Source organism: Paenibacillus residui (assembly GCF_042677205.1).
Lineage (GTDB): Bacteria > Bacillota > Bacilli > Paenibacillales > NBRC-103111 > Paenibacillus_L > Paenibacillus_L residui.
The window spans coordinates 136,766-154,853 of the sequence record NZ_JBHTIU010000001.1 but is presented as its reverse complement, the minus strand read 5'-3'; the positions used below and the strand labels follow the sequence as shown (position 1 = coordinate 154,853).

The 18,088-nt window shown below is 52.1% G+C and carries 13 protein-coding genes; 7 read left to right on the top strand and 6 right to left on the bottom strand.

The genetic code is table 11. The features are described from left to right. Positions 1 to 63: 63 nt before the first annotated feature. Entirely contained in the window at positions 64 to 786 is a 723-nt protein-coding gene (locus ACFQ03_RS00700) for a response regulator transcription factor (RefSeq protein ID WP_379285440.1), read from the bottom strand. A gap of 5 nt (positions 787 to 791) precedes the next feature. Continuing rightward, positions 792 to 3,008 (bottom strand): ATP-binding protein, encoded by a 2,217-nt coding sequence (locus ACFQ03_RS00695; protein ID WP_379285438.1) that lies wholly within the window; start codon positions 3,006 to 3,008, stop codon positions 792 to 794. Positions 3,009 to 3,196: 188 nt separating this feature from the next. Here ACFQ03_RS00695 and ACFQ03_RS00690 point away from each other — a divergent pair, with 188 nt between their 5' ends. The 4 genes from ACFQ03_RS00690 to ACFQ03_RS00675 all read left to right on the top strand — a co-directional run bounded on the left by ACFQ03_RS00690 (position 3,197) and on the right by ACFQ03_RS00675 (position 10,361). After that, positions 3,197 to 3,721, top strand: coding sequence for a hypothetical protein (locus ACFQ03_RS00690; RefSeq protein WP_144933599.1), 525 nt, complete (start codon positions 3,197 to 3,199; stop codon positions 3,719 to 3,721). A 136-nt stretch (positions 3,722 to 3,857) separates the two neighbouring features. Further along, a complete protein-coding gene (locus ACFQ03_RS00685; RefSeq protein WP_379285435.1) occupies positions 3,858 to 5,789 on the top strand; it encodes an ABC transporter ATP-binding protein in 1,932 nt (643 codons plus the stop codon). 107 nt (positions 5,790 to 5,896) lie between these two features. Continuing rightward, positions 5,897 to 6,403, top strand: coding sequence for a GNAT family N-acetyltransferase (locus ACFQ03_RS00680; RefSeq protein ID WP_144933597.1), 507 nt, complete (start codon positions 5,897 to 5,899; stop codon positions 6,401 to 6,403). 472 nt (positions 6,404 to 6,875) lie between these two features. Further along, a complete protein-coding gene (locus ACFQ03_RS00675; RefSeq protein ID WP_379285432.1) occupies positions 6,876 to 10,361 on the top strand; it encodes an Ig-like domain-containing protein in 3,486 nt (1,161 codons plus the stop codon). Positions 10,362 to 10,401: 40 nt separating this feature from the next. Here ACFQ03_RS00675 and ACFQ03_RS00670 read toward each other — a convergent pair whose 3' ends face one another. Together ACFQ03_RS00670 and ACFQ03_RS00665 are read right to left on the bottom strand one after the other, a co-directional pair. Then, positions 10,402 to 11,598 (bottom strand): acetoin utilization protein AcuC, encoded by a 1,197-nt coding sequence (locus ACFQ03_RS00670; protein ID WP_144933595.1) that lies wholly within the window; start codon positions 11,596 to 11,598, stop codon positions 10,402 to 10,404. Between the two features lie 18 nt (positions 11,599 to 11,616). Then, entirely contained in the window at positions 11,617 to 12,249 is a 633-nt protein-coding gene (locus ACFQ03_RS00665; RefSeq protein ID WP_144933594.1) for a GNAT family N-acetyltransferase, read from the bottom strand. Positions 12,250 to 12,417: 168 nt separating this feature from the next. Between ACFQ03_RS00665 and acsA the strand changes: the two genes are divergently transcribed. Beyond that, positions 12,418 to 14,139: an acetate--CoA ligase gene (acsA, locus tag ACFQ03_RS00660; RefSeq protein ID WP_144933593.1), complete on the top strand. Its 1,722-nt coding sequence runs from the start codon at positions 12,418 to 12,420 to the stop codon at positions 14,137 to 14,139. Between the two features lie 207 nt (positions 14,140 to 14,346). On the opposite strand, the gene ACFQ03_RS00655 is transcribed toward acsA, so the two are convergent. Both ACFQ03_RS00655 and ACFQ03_RS00650 read right to left on the bottom strand, forming a co-directional pair. Further along, positions 14,347 to 15,093 carry an anti-sigma factor domain-containing protein gene (locus tag ACFQ03_RS00655; RefSeq protein ID WP_379285429.1) on the bottom strand — a complete coding sequence of 249 codons (747 nt, stop codon included), beginning with the start codon at positions 15,091 to 15,093 and terminating at the stop codon, positions 14,347 to 14,349. Continuing rightward, positions 15,083 to 15,667, bottom strand: a complete 585-nt coding sequence (locus tag ACFQ03_RS00650) for an RNA polymerase sigma factor (RefSeq protein ID WP_186328217.1) — start codon at positions 15,665 to 15,667, stop codon at positions 15,083 to 15,085. The genes ACFQ03_RS00655 and ACFQ03_RS00650 overlap by 11 nt, the downstream gene beginning before the upstream one ends. Positions 15,668 to 15,914: 247 nt before the next feature. Between ACFQ03_RS00650 and ACFQ03_RS00645 the strand changes: the two genes are divergently transcribed. Together ACFQ03_RS00645 and ACFQ03_RS00640 are read left to right on the top strand one after the other, a co-directional pair. After that, on the top strand, positions 15,915 to 17,078 hold the full coding sequence (locus tag ACFQ03_RS00645) for a COG1470 family protein (RefSeq protein ID WP_144933590.1): 1,164 nt from the start codon (positions 15,915 to 15,917) through the stop codon (positions 17,076 to 17,078). 3 nt (positions 17,079 to 17,081) lie between these two features. Further along, positions 17,082 to 18,083: an ABC transporter ATP-binding protein gene (locus ACFQ03_RS00640; protein WP_144933589.1), complete on the top strand. Its 1,002-nt coding sequence runs from the start codon at positions 17,082 to 17,084 to the stop codon at positions 18,081 to 18,083. Positions 18,084 to 18,088: the final 5 nt, after the last annotated feature.

Sequence of the window (18,088 nt, the reverse complement as noted above, 5' to 3'; positions counted from 1 at the left end):
GCAGTTTGGCAACAGGGGGTTATACCCCAAGAGCAAACCACCCGTTGGACGGGTGGTTATGATTTAGCGCTGAAATTTATAGCCGATTCCGCGAACCGTAACGATATACCGATGGTGTCCGCCATCTTCCTCAATCTTACGTCTTAGATTGTGGATGTGGACCATAACCGTGCGCGGATCGCTCCAGCCATCCAATCCCCAAATGTGTTCATAAAGCTGCTCGACGCTGAACACCTGTCCGGGATGTGCCGCCAGCAAAAACAACAGCTGCCGTTCTTTCGTAGACAAAGTCACCGGCTGCCCATTCAAGAGCACCTCCCATCCGTCAAAGGAAAGTTTGAGACGACCGTCGCTCCACGTTTTTCGATCTTCCGCAGCTTGGATATGCTGCTGTTCTCTATGAGGAAAGCTGCGCAGGCGTGCCTTCACCCGAGCGACCATAATATCCGGGTCGAAAGGCTTGGTGATGTAATCGTCTCCGCCCAGCTCCAAACCGCGAATAATGTCCTCCCTTTCGCTGCGGCTGCTGAGAAAAATTACAGGCACCGCGCTTTCCGGCTTGATCCCCTGTATCCACTCGGTCCCTTCTCCGTCGGGCAGCATAATATCGCATATGATCAGGTCAGGCTTCCGCTCTGCCCACATTTGAGAAGCTGTCTTCAGGGACGGAGCTGTCCTTGTGGAATAATATTGACTGCGTAAATAAATAGAGATTAAATCTGCAATATCTTCATCATCTTCAATAATCAGGATGTCCTGATCTTGTCTGGACGCTTGGGGATCCATCTGTGTCATCCCTTTCTTTTGCTATCCATCGGGAGATAGAAGCTGAATTCACTGCCTGCACCCGGCTCACTCTCTACCCAAATTTTCCCCTCATGGTAATGAACAATTTCCTTACATATCGCTAGACCCAGACCCGTTCCGCGATGCTCTGCCCCCGGCGGCTGCACAGCTTGGCCAAACCGTTCGAAAATAACCCTGTGCATCTGTGGGTCAATTCCCGTGCCTGTATCTTTTACCGTAACGATTGCACAACCGCTGCCGTCGGCAGCTTCTCCCGGCTCTTCCAGCCGTAATACCAGACTGACGGTTCCTCCTGACGGAGTATGCCTGATCGCATTTGAAACGAGATTGGCGAGTACCTGCTCTATGCGGATTCTATCTATCAGGACTATATATCTTTTATCGGCATTTTGCTCCTGCGGCAGCACTATTTGACTGTGTATCCCTTTCTCCAGCAGCTCCCATTCATACTTCACAAACAGCTCTTTGAAATAAGTTATCGGGCTGGTTTCCATCATATGAAACTGCGCTTGTTTCGTCTCCAGCTTGGTCAGTTCTATCAAATCATAAATAAGCCGCTCGAGAAGAAGACTGCGTTCATAGATGCGATTCGCATATTTCGGAGCTTCCGAAGTAATGACCGCATCCCGCAGCGCTTTGGCGAACCCTTTGATCGATGTGATCGGAGTTTTCAGCTCATGTGAAATGTTGGACAGAAGGCGAAGCCGGAATTGTTCCATTTCCGCCATGCGTTCGTAGGCTTTTTGGAGTTTGTCGTTGCTTTCCCGCAAGGAAAAGGTGCGCTCTTCCACGGTGCGCTCCAATGAACGGTTGGTTTCCTGCAGTTCAGCCGTTAATCGCTCTGTTTCCAGCATCGCCCGCGAGAAACGGGCCGAAAGATTGAGCGCCTGCGTCAATAAAAAAGCAAACAAACCAATCGACAGCAAATCATCGGTAGCCAAAAAGCCGCTGTAAAACAGCATATCATTCAAAGCAAAGACGGTAAAAAACAAAAATCCGACCGCATTGGTCAGCGAGCCCTTGCGCCGCCGAATCGCCGACAGCCCGTAGATGTAAATGGCGTACAGCAGGACCGGCAGCAGGACGCCCCATATGAAAGCAGTCAAATAATGCGTGTACACGCGTGCCGGAAGTGCCAATACAAGGATCATACACCCAAGCAGCACCGCGCCCCCTATCCGGGGTGCCCAGCTAAACGATTCCTGCGGGTATTCCCGATGCACGAACAAGAGCAGCGTCAGCGCTGTCATGCTAATGGACAGATACTCGGTCTTCACCGCCCACTCCCAAGGCAGGCCGGGGAGCAGGAACAACGCTGTCGATTCCCCCAGCACGATGGTGCGGACACCTACAGAGAGACATAACAAGCCGAATAACAAGGCGGATAGCTCCTGCCTCCGATTAAAGTAAACAAATAAGTAGTACAGGCCCATAACGAAAAAAATGCCTACGATAAAAACCTGTGCGGCTACCCGCGCAACGCGAATCCAGGAAATTGCCTCAGCCGTGCCAAACTCTATAGATTGCCAAATTCCTGCATTCCTCTGTGAAAAGTTGGATATCTGAATAATGATTTCGTTCCATCCAACCTGGGGCTCAAAATAGATCGTCTTCGGGAAACTGCCGGGCTCTTCGCCGGAGCGATCGTTCCCCACTATGCCGTTTCCGCCCTTATGGCTGCCATTAATCCAGATTCGGTAGCTTGATGCTATGCTTTTCGGATAGATTCCCAATGTCTGCCGGTCACGGGTAAGCGTCTCGTCAAGATAGACCCTCAAGCGAAACGTGGCATAACCTTCGTGGGGCACAGGCTCTCCGGCATCTTTCAGCATGTAATCCGTCCATGGGCCGGGCACCGACACCATTTGGGGCTCGGGCAATGTGGCCGCCGAGCTGCGGAAATCATCCGGCCCGAGCAGGGCGTTCCAATAAAACTCCCATTCGCCATCTAAAGCTGCCGCCGTCCGTTTGCCCTCGTACGGCCAAGCGAAAAAAAACATCTCGCCCCGCTTCGCTTCATTGAAAGCCGTGCCGGGTTCAACCGATGAGGCTTGTATTCCCGCTTCATCTGAGAAAGCATTTGCGTTAAAAGCAGGCAGGAGGAAAATCGCCAGGACCGCAAGTACGAGCAGGGCACGTAACACCCTCTTTTCAAAATTGGATGGTTGCTCCACTACAGGATTATTTGAATTGATCGACACTGCATTCCATCCGCCTTCCCTAGCTGGCCTATCGGCTATCTTCGGCTTCATTATAGCAGAGCACTGGCTAGCCTTGGTAAATTTCCGCCACTTTTTTTCAGAGAATTAAACAAAACTTAAACTACGCCTGATACGATACCCTTGGCCTTGGAAAGTCATTATCTGAACGTGGAGGAGACCTTGACAGAATGAGCTTCTATTTTTCCGTCTGTTCAACTTATAATTACCACTCCAAATATATCGATTTTCTGCTAGAGCATTATACCGAGCTGCAGCTGCCCTATCCTTTCGCCGTGACGCTTGGCTATATCGCCAGCCCGCTGTTAATGGGCAATGAAGCGGTCCTGGCCTTTAATGATGAGGATCAGGTCGTGGGTGCGTTCGGATATATCCACGGGACCGGAGAGAAGGATTACAGGGATGTGCAGATCATCCAAATTCAGTCGGTTTATATTACTAAAGCCTATCGTGGTACCGGTTTGTTCGTTCAGGGGCTGCAATTTTTGCTCGAACATGTGAGCATGCAGCCAACTGCTGTTGAAGAATTGCGCTTTTGGGCGCCCAACCAGCCGGATTCCCATAAACTGTTCTCCAAATTCGCCACCCTGGTTGCAGGCAGACACAGTGAATCGGTGCCGGTATCAGAATACCGCCTATCTCCCGAAGAACTGAGGACTTACCTGGCGAAGTTCAAGCAGCGCATCTTCAGCTGAAGCTTACGCTGCATTCAGAAGTCCACTTTCAGCCAGCGCTGATCCTTCATTCGGAGCGTCCCCCCCCTTAGTGAAGAGACTGCTCCTAATTGATGGACAGAACACTCATTATCCGAGACAGCAAGGAGGAACAAGCATGTGGGGAGTTATTCGCCAGTTGGCCGGTTTCTTACGCCCATGCGGTTGGCGGTTTGTTCTGTTTTTTCTAACCGCATCCGTCGAACTGACCGTTCTTGCCCTGGCGCCACTCAGCTTCAAGTTCATGATCGATGAAGCGATTGACCCGAACAATGCCAGTGCCTTCTGGCTCATTCTCGCAGTTCTTGGAATCGGCGGAATCGTTGGTGTCGGCTGCGGCTTCCTCAGCGATCGGCTGCTGGCCAAAATGAGCGCCATCGTTCAACGGGAGCTGCGGCTCAAGATGTTCAAACAAATCCAGCGCCTGGACACCCGATCGGAGGCTGCCGGTCACAAAAATGAAATCGTCTCCCGATTCACGCTGGACTTGCCTGCGATCGATGGGGCGATGATGTCCATTCTTACGATTGGCCTTCAATCGTTGGCGGTCATTACCATTAGCGCAGCTATTTTGTTCACCCTGCAATGGAGCATGGCACTGATTATTCTGGCGGGAGCCAGTATAATCTATCTGGCGCCTTATCTGCTTGGCGGGAGGGCGCGGGCGGCTTTTGCCGACTATCGTAAAGGACTGGACGGAATGGCAGGGGATGTCCAGGAAAGCCTGAACGGACGCATGATCATTCAAGGCTTTGGTCTGCAAGCCACGTTCATCGGCAGGTTCGAGGCACGGCTTAAATCGCTGTTTGTCAGCCACTACCATAAAAATAAGATGGCGGCCTCGCTCGATCGTCTGCCGATCGCAAGCTTACTGGCAGTCAATTTTACAATTATCGGCTTTGGCTCCTATCTGGCGCTTAATGGGCACATCAGTCTTGGCGCTTTGGTTGCCTTCTTCACCATTTACACATCGATGGGCAACTCGGTATATAATCTGACCGCCATCCTGCCTTCCTTCGCCAGTGCCCGGGTAAGCCTTGACCGGTTATCCGCTTTGCTGCTGGAAGAGGAAGATGTACGCGGAACAGAAGTTGGCGGCAGCGGAAACAGCGGGAACGGGCTTAACCGGGAAGGCCGGGCAGCAGCCTATACTGCCGGGGAACAGCTCGCAGCGGCATCCGCAGTGGCAGCTTCCACGGTAAATACGGAAGCTGAAGCCCGCACGAGGTACGCTTCGAACGTGGTTGATCCAGGCGCTGATTGTCGGGCAGGTGCTCAACGGGGGGGATTCCTTCGCAGCCCGTCCATCAAGGCGGATCAGCTCCGGTACGCCTACAATCCCGGCAAGACCGTGATAGATGGCATCAGCTTCGCCATCCCGGCGGGAACGACCGCTGCTTTCGTCGGCCCGAGCGGCTCCGGCAAGAGCACCGTACTGCTGCTGCTCCTGGGCCTGCTGCGTGCCCAAAGCGGAAGCTTGACTATGGACCGGGAGAGGCTGAGCTGCATCGACGAGGAACTCTTCCGCCAAAGCATCGGAGTCGTGTTTCAGGACAGCTTCCTTTTTCGCGGTACGCTGCTCTACAATTTGAAGCTCGGCAAGCCGGACGCATCCCTTGATGAAGTGATCGAGGCGGCACGACAAGCGGACATCCACGAGTTTATCGCCCAACTGCCGCATGGATATGAGACCGTGGTGGAAGAGGACGGCGGCAACTTCTCCGGGGGCCAAAAGCAGCGTATAGCCTTGGCCCGCGCACTGATAAGGAAGCCGTCCCTGCTGCTGCTGGATGAAATGACCGCCTCGCTTGATCCTTTAGCCGAAGCGGCTGTATTGAAAACTATACGAAAGCTGGCTGGCCAGCAAACGATGGTCATCGTATCCCACCGGCTGGCCACGATTGCCGGGGCGGATCAAATTTTTGTGCTCGAGAACGGTCAAATCGTCGAGAGAGGGCGGCATGAGGAGCTGCTTGAGAGAAACAAGCTGTATGCTTCGATGTGGGCCCGGCAAACCGAGGGAACGGAGTCTCGTAAATACGTGGTTTAACAGAAACACCTTTTGAAAAGGCAATCCAAATAAAAGCAGTCACATCAAAGTAAAGGAAACAGCGCTGCAGTAAAAGCGCGGGCTTATCAGAAGGAGGCGCGGCCATTATGCGGAGGGCACATGCCAGTCGGTGCATGGAGGATGCCGATTACGCCCGGTTTACCCGATTTTATTTGAGCAACAGCGAGGAACTGGATAGGGACTACACACTGCATGACGCTTTGCTGAACCTGATGCATACATTGCCGGACTCTCACATTATGCTGTTTGATAATGACGAGGGAGAGTTGATCGGATTCATCCAGTACCAATATGGCGAGGACCCCGATTCGGCCGGAGTGACGTTAACGATCGATGCCGCCATCCTGGCGTCGGCTTACCGGGGGTCGAGAGTGTTTTTTGCAGGATTTCGTGAATTCCTCGAACTGATCCTGCGGGAGAAGCCGGACGTCAAGCTTGTCCAGTTTTACGCTCTGGCTGATCATCGTTACCTTAACCGGTTATACAGCAAGTTTGCCAGGCCTTGCGGTGTCCGTCAGAGCAGTCACCGAGACGTTGATGAAAACCGGTACGTTCAGAGCATGGAGCAGCTGCTTCAGTATTTTCGACTATAGCGTTCCGTCCATCTCATGAAAGGAGGTGATTGTCCATGGTTCCAGCACGTCCCGATATCAGAAAAGGAGGCGGCAGCAGGATCTCCTTCCTGCAAAAGCTTAAAGAAAACGAAGCAAGCCGTATCGTCATTCCTGCCAAGGCTAACTAATCTTATGATTACTTAGCCTCTAAGTGGGCTAATGTTCGCGGCGCGAGCCGCACCCTAATACGGTGTTTGTGATAAAACAGTCGAGACTTTCTCTCGGCTGTTTTGTCGTTTGGTTCGGAATGAGGTTAGGCGTCTTCTAGTGCATTATTCAGAAAGAAATTCTAATTAGTGAACGATATTCCAATTGAAAAAACATAATTATTCTACAAATTCTAAAAAATGTATGCTATTCAATGACCGTTTAAAATTTTAGAATGAACACGAACAGCTTTGTAAGCGCTTCATTTTTTCTATACTTATTATCTTTTGAAGGAGGTAAGTTAATGAAGAAAGTGCTTCTTGTTTGCTGGGTGTTGATGCTTTTCTGTTCTTTGGCGTTTCCGATGCCGTCCTTGCTGGCCCAGAGTGCGGGGGAACCGGCGGTCCTCGAGGATGAGCTGCCGGCTGGAACCACCATTCTGGAGCCGGTCCAAACCGGAACACTGCATGCGAATATGCTGGAAAACGCCGGGTTTGAAGTGCCCTCGTCGGATGGAACGATTCCGGGGTGGATGATAGGAGAAGGCGGAGATAAAAGCTTTGGTCTATCGTCAGCAGAAGGAACGTTCATGGAGGGCAAGCGCAGCTTGAGAATCAGCGGCTCCGGCGGGGAGCAAGCCTCGTGGCTTTACAGCAAGCCCGTCCGGGTAACATCCGGTCAACTGATCAAGGCGTCGGGGCATTTCCAGGTGCGGCAGGGTAAGCTCCATTACGCTATTCAGGCGTATTCATCAGCGGATCAGGCGCCGGAGTTGTTTGCCAAGCAGAGCATTCAAACCTTGGAAAGTGACGGCCATAACGAATGGCTGCAATCCGAACTGTCCATGACCGTTCCCGAGGGGGCAGAATATATTCGGGTTGTCCTGGGAACGGTTCCCGGAGAGAGTGCGGAAGCCTACGTTGACCAAATGAACGTTGACGCGGGTGTATCTTTTGACATGACGGATTGGGGCCCGCCGATTGAAACGGTTGTCAATTCCCGTGCCGTATTTACTCAGGAAAACGGCAGGAACATCATGTACATGAATTTAAACGGCTCCTCCGCACACCTGGCTAAAATTGATTTGGACTCCCTTACACTGCTGGATCAGGTAGTCCTTCCGGACACGTTGATCCGGGCATTGGCACTGGGGGCGGACGGGAATGTCTATATAGTGGGATATAGTTCGGGCAAGCTGATGAAATATGATGTGCAGAGCTCTACAGTAGAGGTTTTAACCAATATCATGGCGGGGCATAATGCCTTTGACATGGTGGCCACTCCTGACGGCAAGCTGTATGGCGGTACCTATTCCCGATTGGAGGACGATTTCGGACGGGCTTTCGAATACGATATTTATACCGGGAAATTTACCGATTTAGGGGTTGTCCGGAATGGAATGAAGTATATTCATTCTATAGCATACGATGAAGTGCATGATGCCGTTTATTTCGGACTGGCTACCGATGCTTATATCCGAAAATATGACCGAAAGCAGGGGCAATGGTCGGGAGAATTTATCCCGCTTCTGTATGACGGTAAAAATTTTACCGATCTGTATAAATACACTTTTGATCTGGATGCCATAGACGGTCTGGTTTATGCCCGATTATCCCAGTTGAAAATTCCTGGAGCGGGTACAAGCGTGGTAGATCTTGTCCTCGATTCGGCCAGCAACGATGAGGTCATAGGCACGTTCCCGAATAACCAGGCCCGTGAGGTTTCTCCCTCTCGTGACGGCAAAGTGTATTTTCAATATTACACTAATTACAATGGGGTGAACGGCCGCTGGCTGGCTTATTATGACCTGGAAGATCTGCAGGTTCATTTGGTGCAGAATCCTGAACCCGTTAGAATGGAAGGACAGTACAATGAATTCAGCATCCTTTCCCTGAACAGGGAAGAATATCCCGGCGATACGTTCGTGGGGTTAAGTGCGGAAGGAGTCCTGTTTACGTACAATTTTGAAACAGGCCGAACCGAAACGAAACTGCTGCCGGTCCTCGCGGAAGCGGGAACGATTCATTCCACCGGAAGCGCCAACAATGGCACGATTTATATGTCCGGCTACACATCAACAGGCTACGCCATGTTTGATCCGGCAGAGCGCAAACTGACGCAATTTACGTCCAGAACCGTAGGAGCCGGCAATTATCTTTATCAAGGGGAAATGTTCATTCCTTACGGGGAGGATCAAGTATTGATCCCGGTATATCCCGGGGTCATTATGCATCAATTCGATCCCAAGAAGCCATGGAATTTGAAGGATACGTCGCAGCCGCTCAATCCGGTTCGGCTGTTCGGTCTGGATCAGGCAGGACCGGACAAACAGGAGCGGGCCTATGGGGGAGAGGTGATAACAAGGAACGGCAATGAAACCTTGGCGATTGTCACTACCCCGGCCAGGGATACCCGTACCGGACAGCTCGTTTTCTATACCACCGCCACCAAGAATGTAGAGAGGTATCAGCCCATTCTGAATCAGAGTCTGGTATCCATGGCTTATAAAGACGGGATGATCTATGGCGGCTCATCCGTATGGAACAGCTACGGCGATACGGAGGAAAACGAACCCGAAGCCAAAATGTTTATTTGGGACGTAGAGCAAAACGTCAAAGTCAAAGAGTTCGTGCCGGTTCCCGGTAAGAAAGCCGTTACCAAGCTCATAGTGGGACCGGACGGAAACATATGGGGATTTGCGGAAGGGAATCTGTTCATCTATGACATTGAGCGAGGAGAGGTGGTTTATAATGAACCGAAGTTTGACATTGCTTATTCCTCGATCACCTTCAGAGATGCCTTCCTGGAAATAGGTCCGGACGGCAATATATACGGCACCATTTCGGGCCGGTTATTTATGATTGATCCCGAGACCAAGAACGTTTACCTGATAGATCCGCGGGGGAAAAGATACTTGACCCAGGATAACCGGGGGAACTTGTTCATGATGGGGGAAGGGCAGCATCTGCTGCAGGTGGCGAGCAGTATGGCGTCAAGCGCCGATCTGATCAACGTTAAAGTCAACGGCGAATTTATTGAAGGCTTCGATCCGGATCAGTTGGAATACTCGATTACAATCAGCACAGGGGGAACGGAATCGGTGGTGCTGGAGCCGGTGGCCAAAGCAGGGGACGCCGCCCGGATTACACTAACGCCGGTCGGACAATTGCCGGGGACGGCGGAAATTCATGTCCAATCCGCAGACGGACTTCATGAGAAAATATACCGGCTGCATCTGTCTTCCGCCAACGCGGCCGGATTGCGATTGGACGCCGATACTTACCGGCTTCGGGTAGGAGAGAAGCACTCCACTGTGGTTTATGCAGTCTATGGGGATGGCCGGGAAATCGAGGTAACCGGGCTAAGTCAATTTAAATCCAGCCGGCCGACCGTTGCCGATGTAGATGAGAATGGGGTGGTGACCGCTTATTCTGCCGGAACGGCGCAGATTACCGCCCGCCATGGGGAACTGGAGACGGCTGCCACAGTGACCGTCACCGAATCGGGCGGGCCGAATCCGGAGCCTGTACTCCGTTCGATGGAGTTCCAAGCCAGGAAGTATAAACTGAGAGTAGGAGAGCAGCAGAGGGCAGAGGTGATCGCCGTATATTCGGATGGCAGTCGATTGGAGATTACGGACAAAGTCGAATTTGTCAATCCTTCTCCCGAAGTCGCGGAGATCGATACGAATGGGGTTCTGACGGGGAAAGCCAAGGGGAAGACCCAAATTACAGCCCGTTACCAAACTTTGAGCGCAAGCGTGGAGGTCATGGTCAAAAAAGAAAAGTAGCAAAACACCGGTCGGATGATCTCCCCCCTTCAGGGGGAGATCATTGCTCAACCGGACGATCGGGCAAGTAAAGCATGGCGATTTCTTTCGTCTGCCTGTTCTTTTCGCTAATTTCCTTACGCCTTGGAATGGGCTCCCAGGTTTCGACCGGGTCCAGCCAAGTATCCGGGAGCGGGAGAGGGCTCTCCGGCTGCCACCGGGCCAACCATTCCGGAGCAAGAGGAGTAAGCGGTTTCGAAGATAGGGCGCTTGCCAACGGATGATCGGTCATGGTCAGCCAGAGCAAAGCCCAGGCCCTGGGAACAACGCGCCAAATATCATATCCGCCGCCGCCCAAAGCAATCCATCGGCCTCCGCAATATTTATGGGCGAGCTCGTGGATAAATTGCGGCATCTGCAGATAGATACTCATACTGCAATGGATATGGGCCTGCGGATCGAAGGCATGGGCGTCACAGCCATGCTGTGAAATGATCACGTCAGGACGAAAGCTCGCCACCGCCTTGCCAAGCACTTCCCGGAAACTGTCCATCCACGACTCGTCCTCGGTATAGGGCTCCACCGGCAGATTGATATTAGTGCCGAATCCGTCGCCATCGCCGCGTTCCTCCACTGGTCCGGTACCCGGATATAGATATTTGCCGGTCTCGTGAATGGAGAATGTACACACATCAGGGTCCGTATAGAAGGACCACTGCACACCGTCGCCATGATGCACGTCCGTGTCGATGTACATGACGCGGGCGTTGTACTTGCTGCGCAGATGCGCAATAGCTACGGAGGCGTCGTTATAAACGCAGAAGCCGCCACCCTTGTTCGGCATTGCATGATGCAGTCCTCCGCCCAGATGCAGGGCATGATCGGATTGACCCGACATCACCGTGTCCACCGCCTCCAGCGAGCCGCCGACCAGCAGCGAAGTGATCTCATGCATCCCGGGGAAGTAAGGGGTATCCTCATCCATCAAGCCCCAGCGGTCGGCCTCTCGGATTGCGTGTTCATCCGGATCCGGTCGGCTTAGAGCCTGAACCGCTTGGATATACTCGGAAAGATGCACCCGTTCAAGTTCCTCGATGGTAGCCTGTCTGGGAGGGACGATGGAGGCTGACGAAAGCGCTCCCGTTTTTATAAGCAGATCAACCGTCAATTCCAGCCGCTTCGGATTGAACGGATGATCATCGTTAAACCGGTACTGCAATTCCTCATTGCCAAAAATAAATTTTGCTCGACAACTCACAATAGTTCCCCCTAACGCCTAGTACATGAATCTTTGACGGAAACGGAGATGATCGAATTTCTCGATTGACTCCAGACTGACGTCTTTCCCAACGCGTACCATCAGGCAGTTGGCGGGATGCGAACATATTTCGGGATCGTCCGTAGCATACCATACCATATCTACCGATTTCATTAAATCTTCCATCATTTGCCTGTATTGCCATACATTAAGACCGCTGCGCTGGAGATCCCAATGCCAGTAATATTCGGTCGTAAAGACGATTACATTTTCCAATTGGCCGTCTTGAAAAGCAAGCCGGATAAGGCTTTTTCCCAAGCCTAATCCCCGGTAGTCATTAGCTACTTCGATAGCGCCGAGCTCGATCAGATCTTCCATGTTTCCTTCCGACCAACGCTCCATTTCATCCGGATAGTGGAAGGTCACGTAACCGACGATCGTCATTCCGTCCCGGGCCAGAATAATTCTGCCTTCCGGAAGGGAGGCGATTTCCACCAGTGCTTCCTGCTGATCCTTCGGGCGGCGGAAGGCATCGAGATCCGAGTGCATCGTGTATTGGGAAATGATTTCCGGGGCAACAGGTCCTTCAATGACTATCTGCTTCCCGTCACGGTCCAAAGTAACCGAATGGTAATTTTTGATATGCTCCATAGGGCTTGCAGCTCCTTTTCGTGGCCTCTCTTTACTTATAACAAATTTTACAGTTTGTGAAAAGGAATACACCATGATGACAGGTTATGTTATAATGGAAATGTCATTAAGTTTTCATAATCTACATATGAAAGCGTTACATTTTGTTAAGGGAGGCAAGGAGACCATATGGAAGACCGCCAAGAAGTTTTGAAGGCAACCGCTGAACATTCCAATCTGGGAGACTATGAGAAAGCCAGGGAAAACTTCAGTTGGGAAGAAGTAGAGAAGTATTTTACCTGGCATGAAACTGGAAAAGTCAATATAGCTTATGAAGCGATAGATCGTCATGCCGAATCCTCCAGGAAGGATAAGGTGGCTTTAATTTATAGCGACGATCAGCGGGAAGAGTCCTACACCTTCGATGAGATGAAGAGAAAGAGTAATCAATTCGGGAACGTGCTCCGCAAATATGGAATCAAGAAGGGCGACAGGGTATTCGTCTTCATGCCGAGAACTCCTGAGCTGTACTTTGCCTTGCTTGGCTCCATCAAGATCGGGGCGATCGTCGGACCGCTCTTCGAAGCCTTCATGGAGCAGGCTGTGAGAGACCGGATGGAGGACAGCGGCGGAGTGGCCATTGTGACAACGCCTTCGCAGCTTCCGCGTGTACCGGTTAAAGACCTCCCGGAATTAAAGCATGTGATTATCGTGGGCGACGATCTGGAGCTGGAGCCCGGCCAGATTGATTTCCATAAGGAAATGGCTGCCGCATCGGAAGAATTGGAAATCGAGTGGGTAGACCGCGAGGATGGAACGCTCATACATTATACATCTGGTTCTACTGGAAAGCCGAAGGGCGTATTTCATGTTCATAACGCCATGATTCAGCATTATTATACCGGCAAGATCGTTCTTGATTTGCGTGAGGATGATGTCTACTGGTGTACAGCCGACCCGGGATGGGTAACGGGGACTTCCTATGGAATTTTTGCCCCTTGGCTTAACGGAGTGACCAACGTCATTCGCGGCGGCCGGTTCAGTCCGCAGAATTGGTACAATACGCTTCAGAAGTACAAGGTCACGGTATGGTACAGCGCTCCGACCGCCTTCCGCATGCTGATGGGTGCCGGTGATGAAATCGTTTCCCAATACGATCTGTCCGCTTTGCGCCATGTGCTAAGCGTCGGGGAGCCTCTGAATCCGGAAGTGGTCCGGTGGGGAATGAAGACGTACAAGCAGCGCATTCATGATACTTGGTGGATGACAGAAACGGGAGCCCATCTGATTTGTAACTATCCTTCCATGGATATCAAGCCGGGCTCGATGGGACGTCCGATTCCGGGTGTCGAAGCGGGAATTCTGGACGACTCGGGTAATTTGCTTCCTCCGAATCGCATGGGTAATCTGGCGATCAAGACCCCATGGCCTTCGATGATGAGGAAGATCTGGAACAATCCGGCCAAATTCGAAGAATATTTCCGCTTCCCTGGCTGGTATATTTCAGGAGATTCCGCATTTGTCGATGAAGACGGTTACTTCTGGTTCCAGGGCAGGGTGGATGACGTCATCATGACAGCCGGTGAACGCGTCGGGCCGTTCGAGGTCGAGAGCAAGCTGGTCGAGCATCCGGCGGTTGCGGAAGCCGGCGTCATCGGCAAGCCGGACCCGGTCCGTGGAGAGATCATCAAAGCCTTCATCTCGTTGAGAGACGGCTATGAGCCTTCCGATGAGCTTAAGCAGGACATTGCCAAGTTTGTCAAAGAAGGTCTGGCCGCCCACGCGGCGCCTCGGGAAATTGAATTTAAAGATAAGCTGCCGAAAACAAGAAGCGGTAAAATTATGCGCCGGGTCCTCAAAGCTTGGGAGCTTAATTTGCCGACAGGCGATTTATCCACCATCGAGGATTAATGCCAAGGAGGGAAGAATATTTTCCCCCTGCGCAATGAAAAAGGTACCGAGGCACGCTGGCTTCGGCTTAAACAAAAGCACCCCACGGATAATGATCCATGGGGTGCTTTGCTTGTACTTAGACCGGAAGGAAAGCCTTCCCGGTTGTTTCCTACCCATTAAGCAATTGGAAAAATGGCGCCTTTAAGCTCGCGCAATTAAACCGGATTAGCGGGGGGAGGATCGGTTCTCCCTAAGATTGACCAGGACACGATCAGGACCGCTCGGCTGGAGGCTTCCTCCCTTGGGTTCAATGCTGATCCAGATCCCCTCGGCTTCACGAACCTGATTTGTTCGCGCCGTATAGTATAAGGAGGCCCTTCCGTTAGCCAACTGGAGCAGGCCGCCGTTACGGCGATCGTCCGCCTTGACGATCCACACCTGGTAGTCGTGCTCCGGCAGGGGAGGCAAGCCCTCCACCTGGATGAACATCTCTCCGGACTCCGAGTTGATCCAGACATATCCGGTCACAGCGTCTTGGGCGGCCAATGGCACATAATAGAGAATAGTTCCCGGATGGGAGACAAGCTTCAGCTCAGGCAGAGCGGCAGGCATATCCCGGTTCTGCAGCCATGGGTCCGAATGCGGCCGGAAGATGCCGATATACAGCAGAATGACCGCAACCGCCGCCAACATTCCCGCACCCCATCTCTTGCGAAGGAGATTGGAGCGCACCATGCCTACAAACCAGTGCCAACGCAATCTTCGCTTGATTTTCGTCTTGGTTATGGAACGCGGCTGTTTCGCTCCGGAAGGCTGCAGCAAGGAGAACCACTCGTTATACAGCTTGCGGCAGCTTTCGCAGGAATGAATATGCTGCAGGGCTTCCCGTCCGGTCTGCTCATCCTGCCTTCCTTGCAGTAAATCTACCATAAGCTCTTCTTCTACACAGTTTTTCCCTCGTTTATTTTCCATCCCCGACACCTCCCGGCGGCTCCAGCCAGCCCATTTTTGTCAATTGCTTACGCAGGCTGGCAACACCGTAGCGAATCAGCGATTTGACTGTTCCGTGAGGCTTCTGCATAGCAGCGGCAAGCTGTTTTTGACTTTGTTCATGAAAGTACATTCCGATCACAGCGGCCCTCTGAGCTTCAGGAACCTGCCTTATAGCTTTATGAAGCGATTCCATCTGCCATTTGCGAATGACGTATTCCTCGGCCGACCGCTCCGCCGGAAACCAGGGAGAGGAGCTTTCCGCTGCGATTCCCCGCTGATTGCGGCGAATACGATCCAGGCATCGGCTCTTGGTCCTGACGGCGAGCCATGCCTCCATACTGCCTCGCTCGGGGTCGTATTGCTCCGCTTTGTTCACAATTTCCAGAAACAAATCTTGACATACATCCTCCGCATCCATCCGGTTTCCCGTTATTTTCAGAGCGATCTGGTAGATTAGCGGAACGTAGCTTTCATAGAAAAGTTCAAAGGCCTCAATAGAACCTTTACTCATTTCCTTCAGCAGAAGATGAGCCTCTTCATTGGACAAAGACACGTTAATCACCTTTCCGTCGCCATGTTTAATCGTTCTGAAGGACATATCGTAACCGTTTTCAATAAAAGCACGGCATTTCTTTCCAAACAGCGTCCTTAATTATTTATGTAGCAAAAATGACGCGGAAGGGGAAGAGCTTGATTGGATTTTAAGCTCCTTTTAATGAAATTTTTATCTTCTTTTCATAAATCCGATTGCGAAGTTCATTCGTAGGAAGATTGATACAAGAATAAAGGGGGAAGATTTCATGCTTTATAGTTGTATGAGGAAGATGCGTTGGGTCAGCATTATCTTAATGGCGGCGGTAGTTTGTCTGGGCTTCGGTGCCGGAGAGCTGTCGGCGGCGGGAGGGGTGACGCTGTATACTCCCTATACGGATATTTCGGTAACTCCGGGAACGACGATCAAGTACACCATCGATGTCATCAATGACAGCGGCAGTGTGCAGAATGTCGCGCTGCGTCTGGAGGATAACGGCGCAGGCTGGGAATACGGATTGACCTCCGGAGGCTGGAAGATCGGGCAAATCTCGGTGAAGCCTAACGATTCCCAGCAGGTCAATATGGAGCTGAATGTTCCGCTGCAAATTGATAAAGGGGACTATCAGTTCGTCCTGACGGCGGATGGCCTCGCCAGCTTGCCGTTGACCGTCCGCGTGTCCGAGCAGGGAACCTACCAGACAGAGCTGACTACAGAGCAGCCTAATATGGAGGGGCACGCCGAGTCTTCGTTCAGCTTCAGTTACACTTTAAGAAACCGTACAGCGGAGAAACAGGATTACGCTCTTACTACCCAAGCGCCGCGCGGGTGGAATGTGCAATTTAACGCGGATGGCAAGAGCGTGACATCGGTAACGGTCGAGCCCGGGGAGTCCAAGTCTTTAACCGTTGAAGTAAAACCGCCGGCCAACGTGCAGGAGGGAAGCTATAAAATTCCGATTTCGGCGGCTAACGGCAATACGGAGGCCAAATCCGAGATGGAAGTCGTCATTACCGGCACTTATAAAGTGAGCTTGAGTACGGAAAGCGGGTTGTTAAGCACTGAAGTGACGGCCGGCAGCAGCAGAAAGCTCGAGCTCAAGGTAACCAACGAAGGGACGGCGGATTTAACGGATCTGCAGCTCAGCGCCCAAGCGCCGGTGAATTGGGAAGTGACGTTCGAGCCCAAGACGATTACGAAATTGGAGGCGGGGCAGTCCACTACCGTAACGGCCGAGCTCAAGGCCGACAAGAAAGCTGTTGCCGGGGACTATGTCACCAACATGAAGGTAACCGCTCCGGAGGCATCCTCGGATGCGAGTTTCCGTGTAGCCGTTAAAGCCTCCGTGCTCTGGGGATGGATAGGGGTGCTGATTATCGCTGCGGTTATTGCGGGGATTTATTATTTGTTCCGCACTTACGGGAGGCGGTAGCCGATGAGTGAAGCCATTATCGAACTGGTGGATTTGACGAAGAAATACGGTGAGAAAACAGCGGTTAACCAGTTGAACCTGTCCATTAACAAAGGAGAAATATTTGGGCTTCTCGGCCCGAACGGGGCGGGCAAATCGACAACGATATTGATGATGATCGGTTTGTCGGAGCCAACCTCGGGCACGGTGAAGGTATGCGGCTTCAACTCAACCCGGCAGCCGATGATGGTCAAGAAGAGAGTCGGCTATTTGCCGGACGATGTGGGGTTCTATGATGATCTTTCCGCAAGGGAAAATTTAATTTATACCGCCAGGCTGAACAGAGTTTCCGCCGCGGAAGCCGCCGTCCGGGCGGATAGCCTTCTGGAACGGGTCGGCCTTAGTCATGCCAAGCGGCAGAAGGCGGGAACCTTCTCGCGAGGAATGAGGCAGAGGCTCGGGCTGGCGGACGTTCTGATCAAGCAGCCGGAGATCATTATATTGGATGAGCCGACCTTGGGAATCGACCCCGAGGGTGTCAGGGAATTTCTGGATTTAATCCGCACGCTCAGCCGTGATGAAGGATTGACCGTGCTGCTGTCTTCGCATCATCTTCATCAAGTGCAGCAAATTTGTGACCGTGTCGGTTTGTTCGTACAGGGGCGATTAATTGCTGAGGGAACGGTAGAGAGCTTGTCCCGAGAGCTGTTCGCGGGTGAACCGCTGCTAATTGAAGTAGAAGCGGATGCATTGACCGACGATATGGTGGAGGCCGTGCGGGGCATTGAGCATGTTCTGAGGGTGGAGCGAGAAGAACGGAGGCTTCGGCTCGGTTGTGCGCAGGATGTCAGTCCGCAAGTGGCCCGTACCCTTGTGGAGCAAGGAGCGGCTCTCACCGGTCTAACCAAAAAGCAGTACGGGCTGGACGAAATTTATCACCGCTATTTCGAAGGGAGTGATTCGAATGACAGGGAAGGTTCCAAGCTGGCAGGACTTAAAGCAAAAGCTGCACGCCAAGGCACTTGAATGGA

Bases quoted from the DNA above. Each gene is read 5' to 3' on its own strand.
- ACFQ03_RS00700 (WP_379285440.1), bottom strand. From the start codon at position 786: ATGGATCCCCAAGCGTCCAGACAAGATCAGGACATCCTGATTATTGAA.
- ACFQ03_RS00690 (WP_144933599.1), top strand. From the start codon at position 3,197: ATGAGCTTCTATTTTTCCGTCTGTTCAACTTATAATTACCACTCCAAA.
- ACFQ03_RS00685 (WP_379285435.1), top strand. From the start codon at position 3,858: ATGTGGGGAGTTATTCGCCAGTTGGCCGGTTTCTTACGCCCATGCGGT.
- ACFQ03_RS00680 (WP_144933597.1), top strand. From the start codon at position 5,897: ATGCGGAGGGCACATGCCAGTCGGTGCATGGAGGATGCCGATTACGCC.
- ACFQ03_RS00675 (WP_379285432.1), top strand. From the start codon at position 6,876: ATGAAGAAAGTGCTTCTTGTTTGCTGGGTGTTGATGCTTTTCTGTTCT.
- ACFQ03_RS00665 (WP_144933594.1), bottom strand. From the start codon at position 12,249: ATGGAGCATATCAAAAATTACCATTCGGTTACTTTGGACCGTGACGGG.
- acsA (WP_144933593.1), top strand. From the start codon at position 12,418: ATGGAAGACCGCCAAGAAGTTTTGAAGGCAACCGCTGAACATTCCAAT.
- ACFQ03_RS00655 (WP_379285429.1), bottom strand. From the start codon at position 15,093: ATGGAAAATAAACGAGGGAAAAACTGTGTAGAAGAAGAGCTTATGGTA.
- ACFQ03_RS00645 (WP_144933590.1), top strand. From the start codon at position 15,915: ATGCTTTATAGTTGTATGAGGAAGATGCGTTGGGTCAGCATTATCTTA.
- ACFQ03_RS00640 (WP_144933589.1), top strand. From the start codon at position 17,082: ATGAGTGAAGCCATTATCGAACTGGTGGATTTGACGAAGAAATACGGT.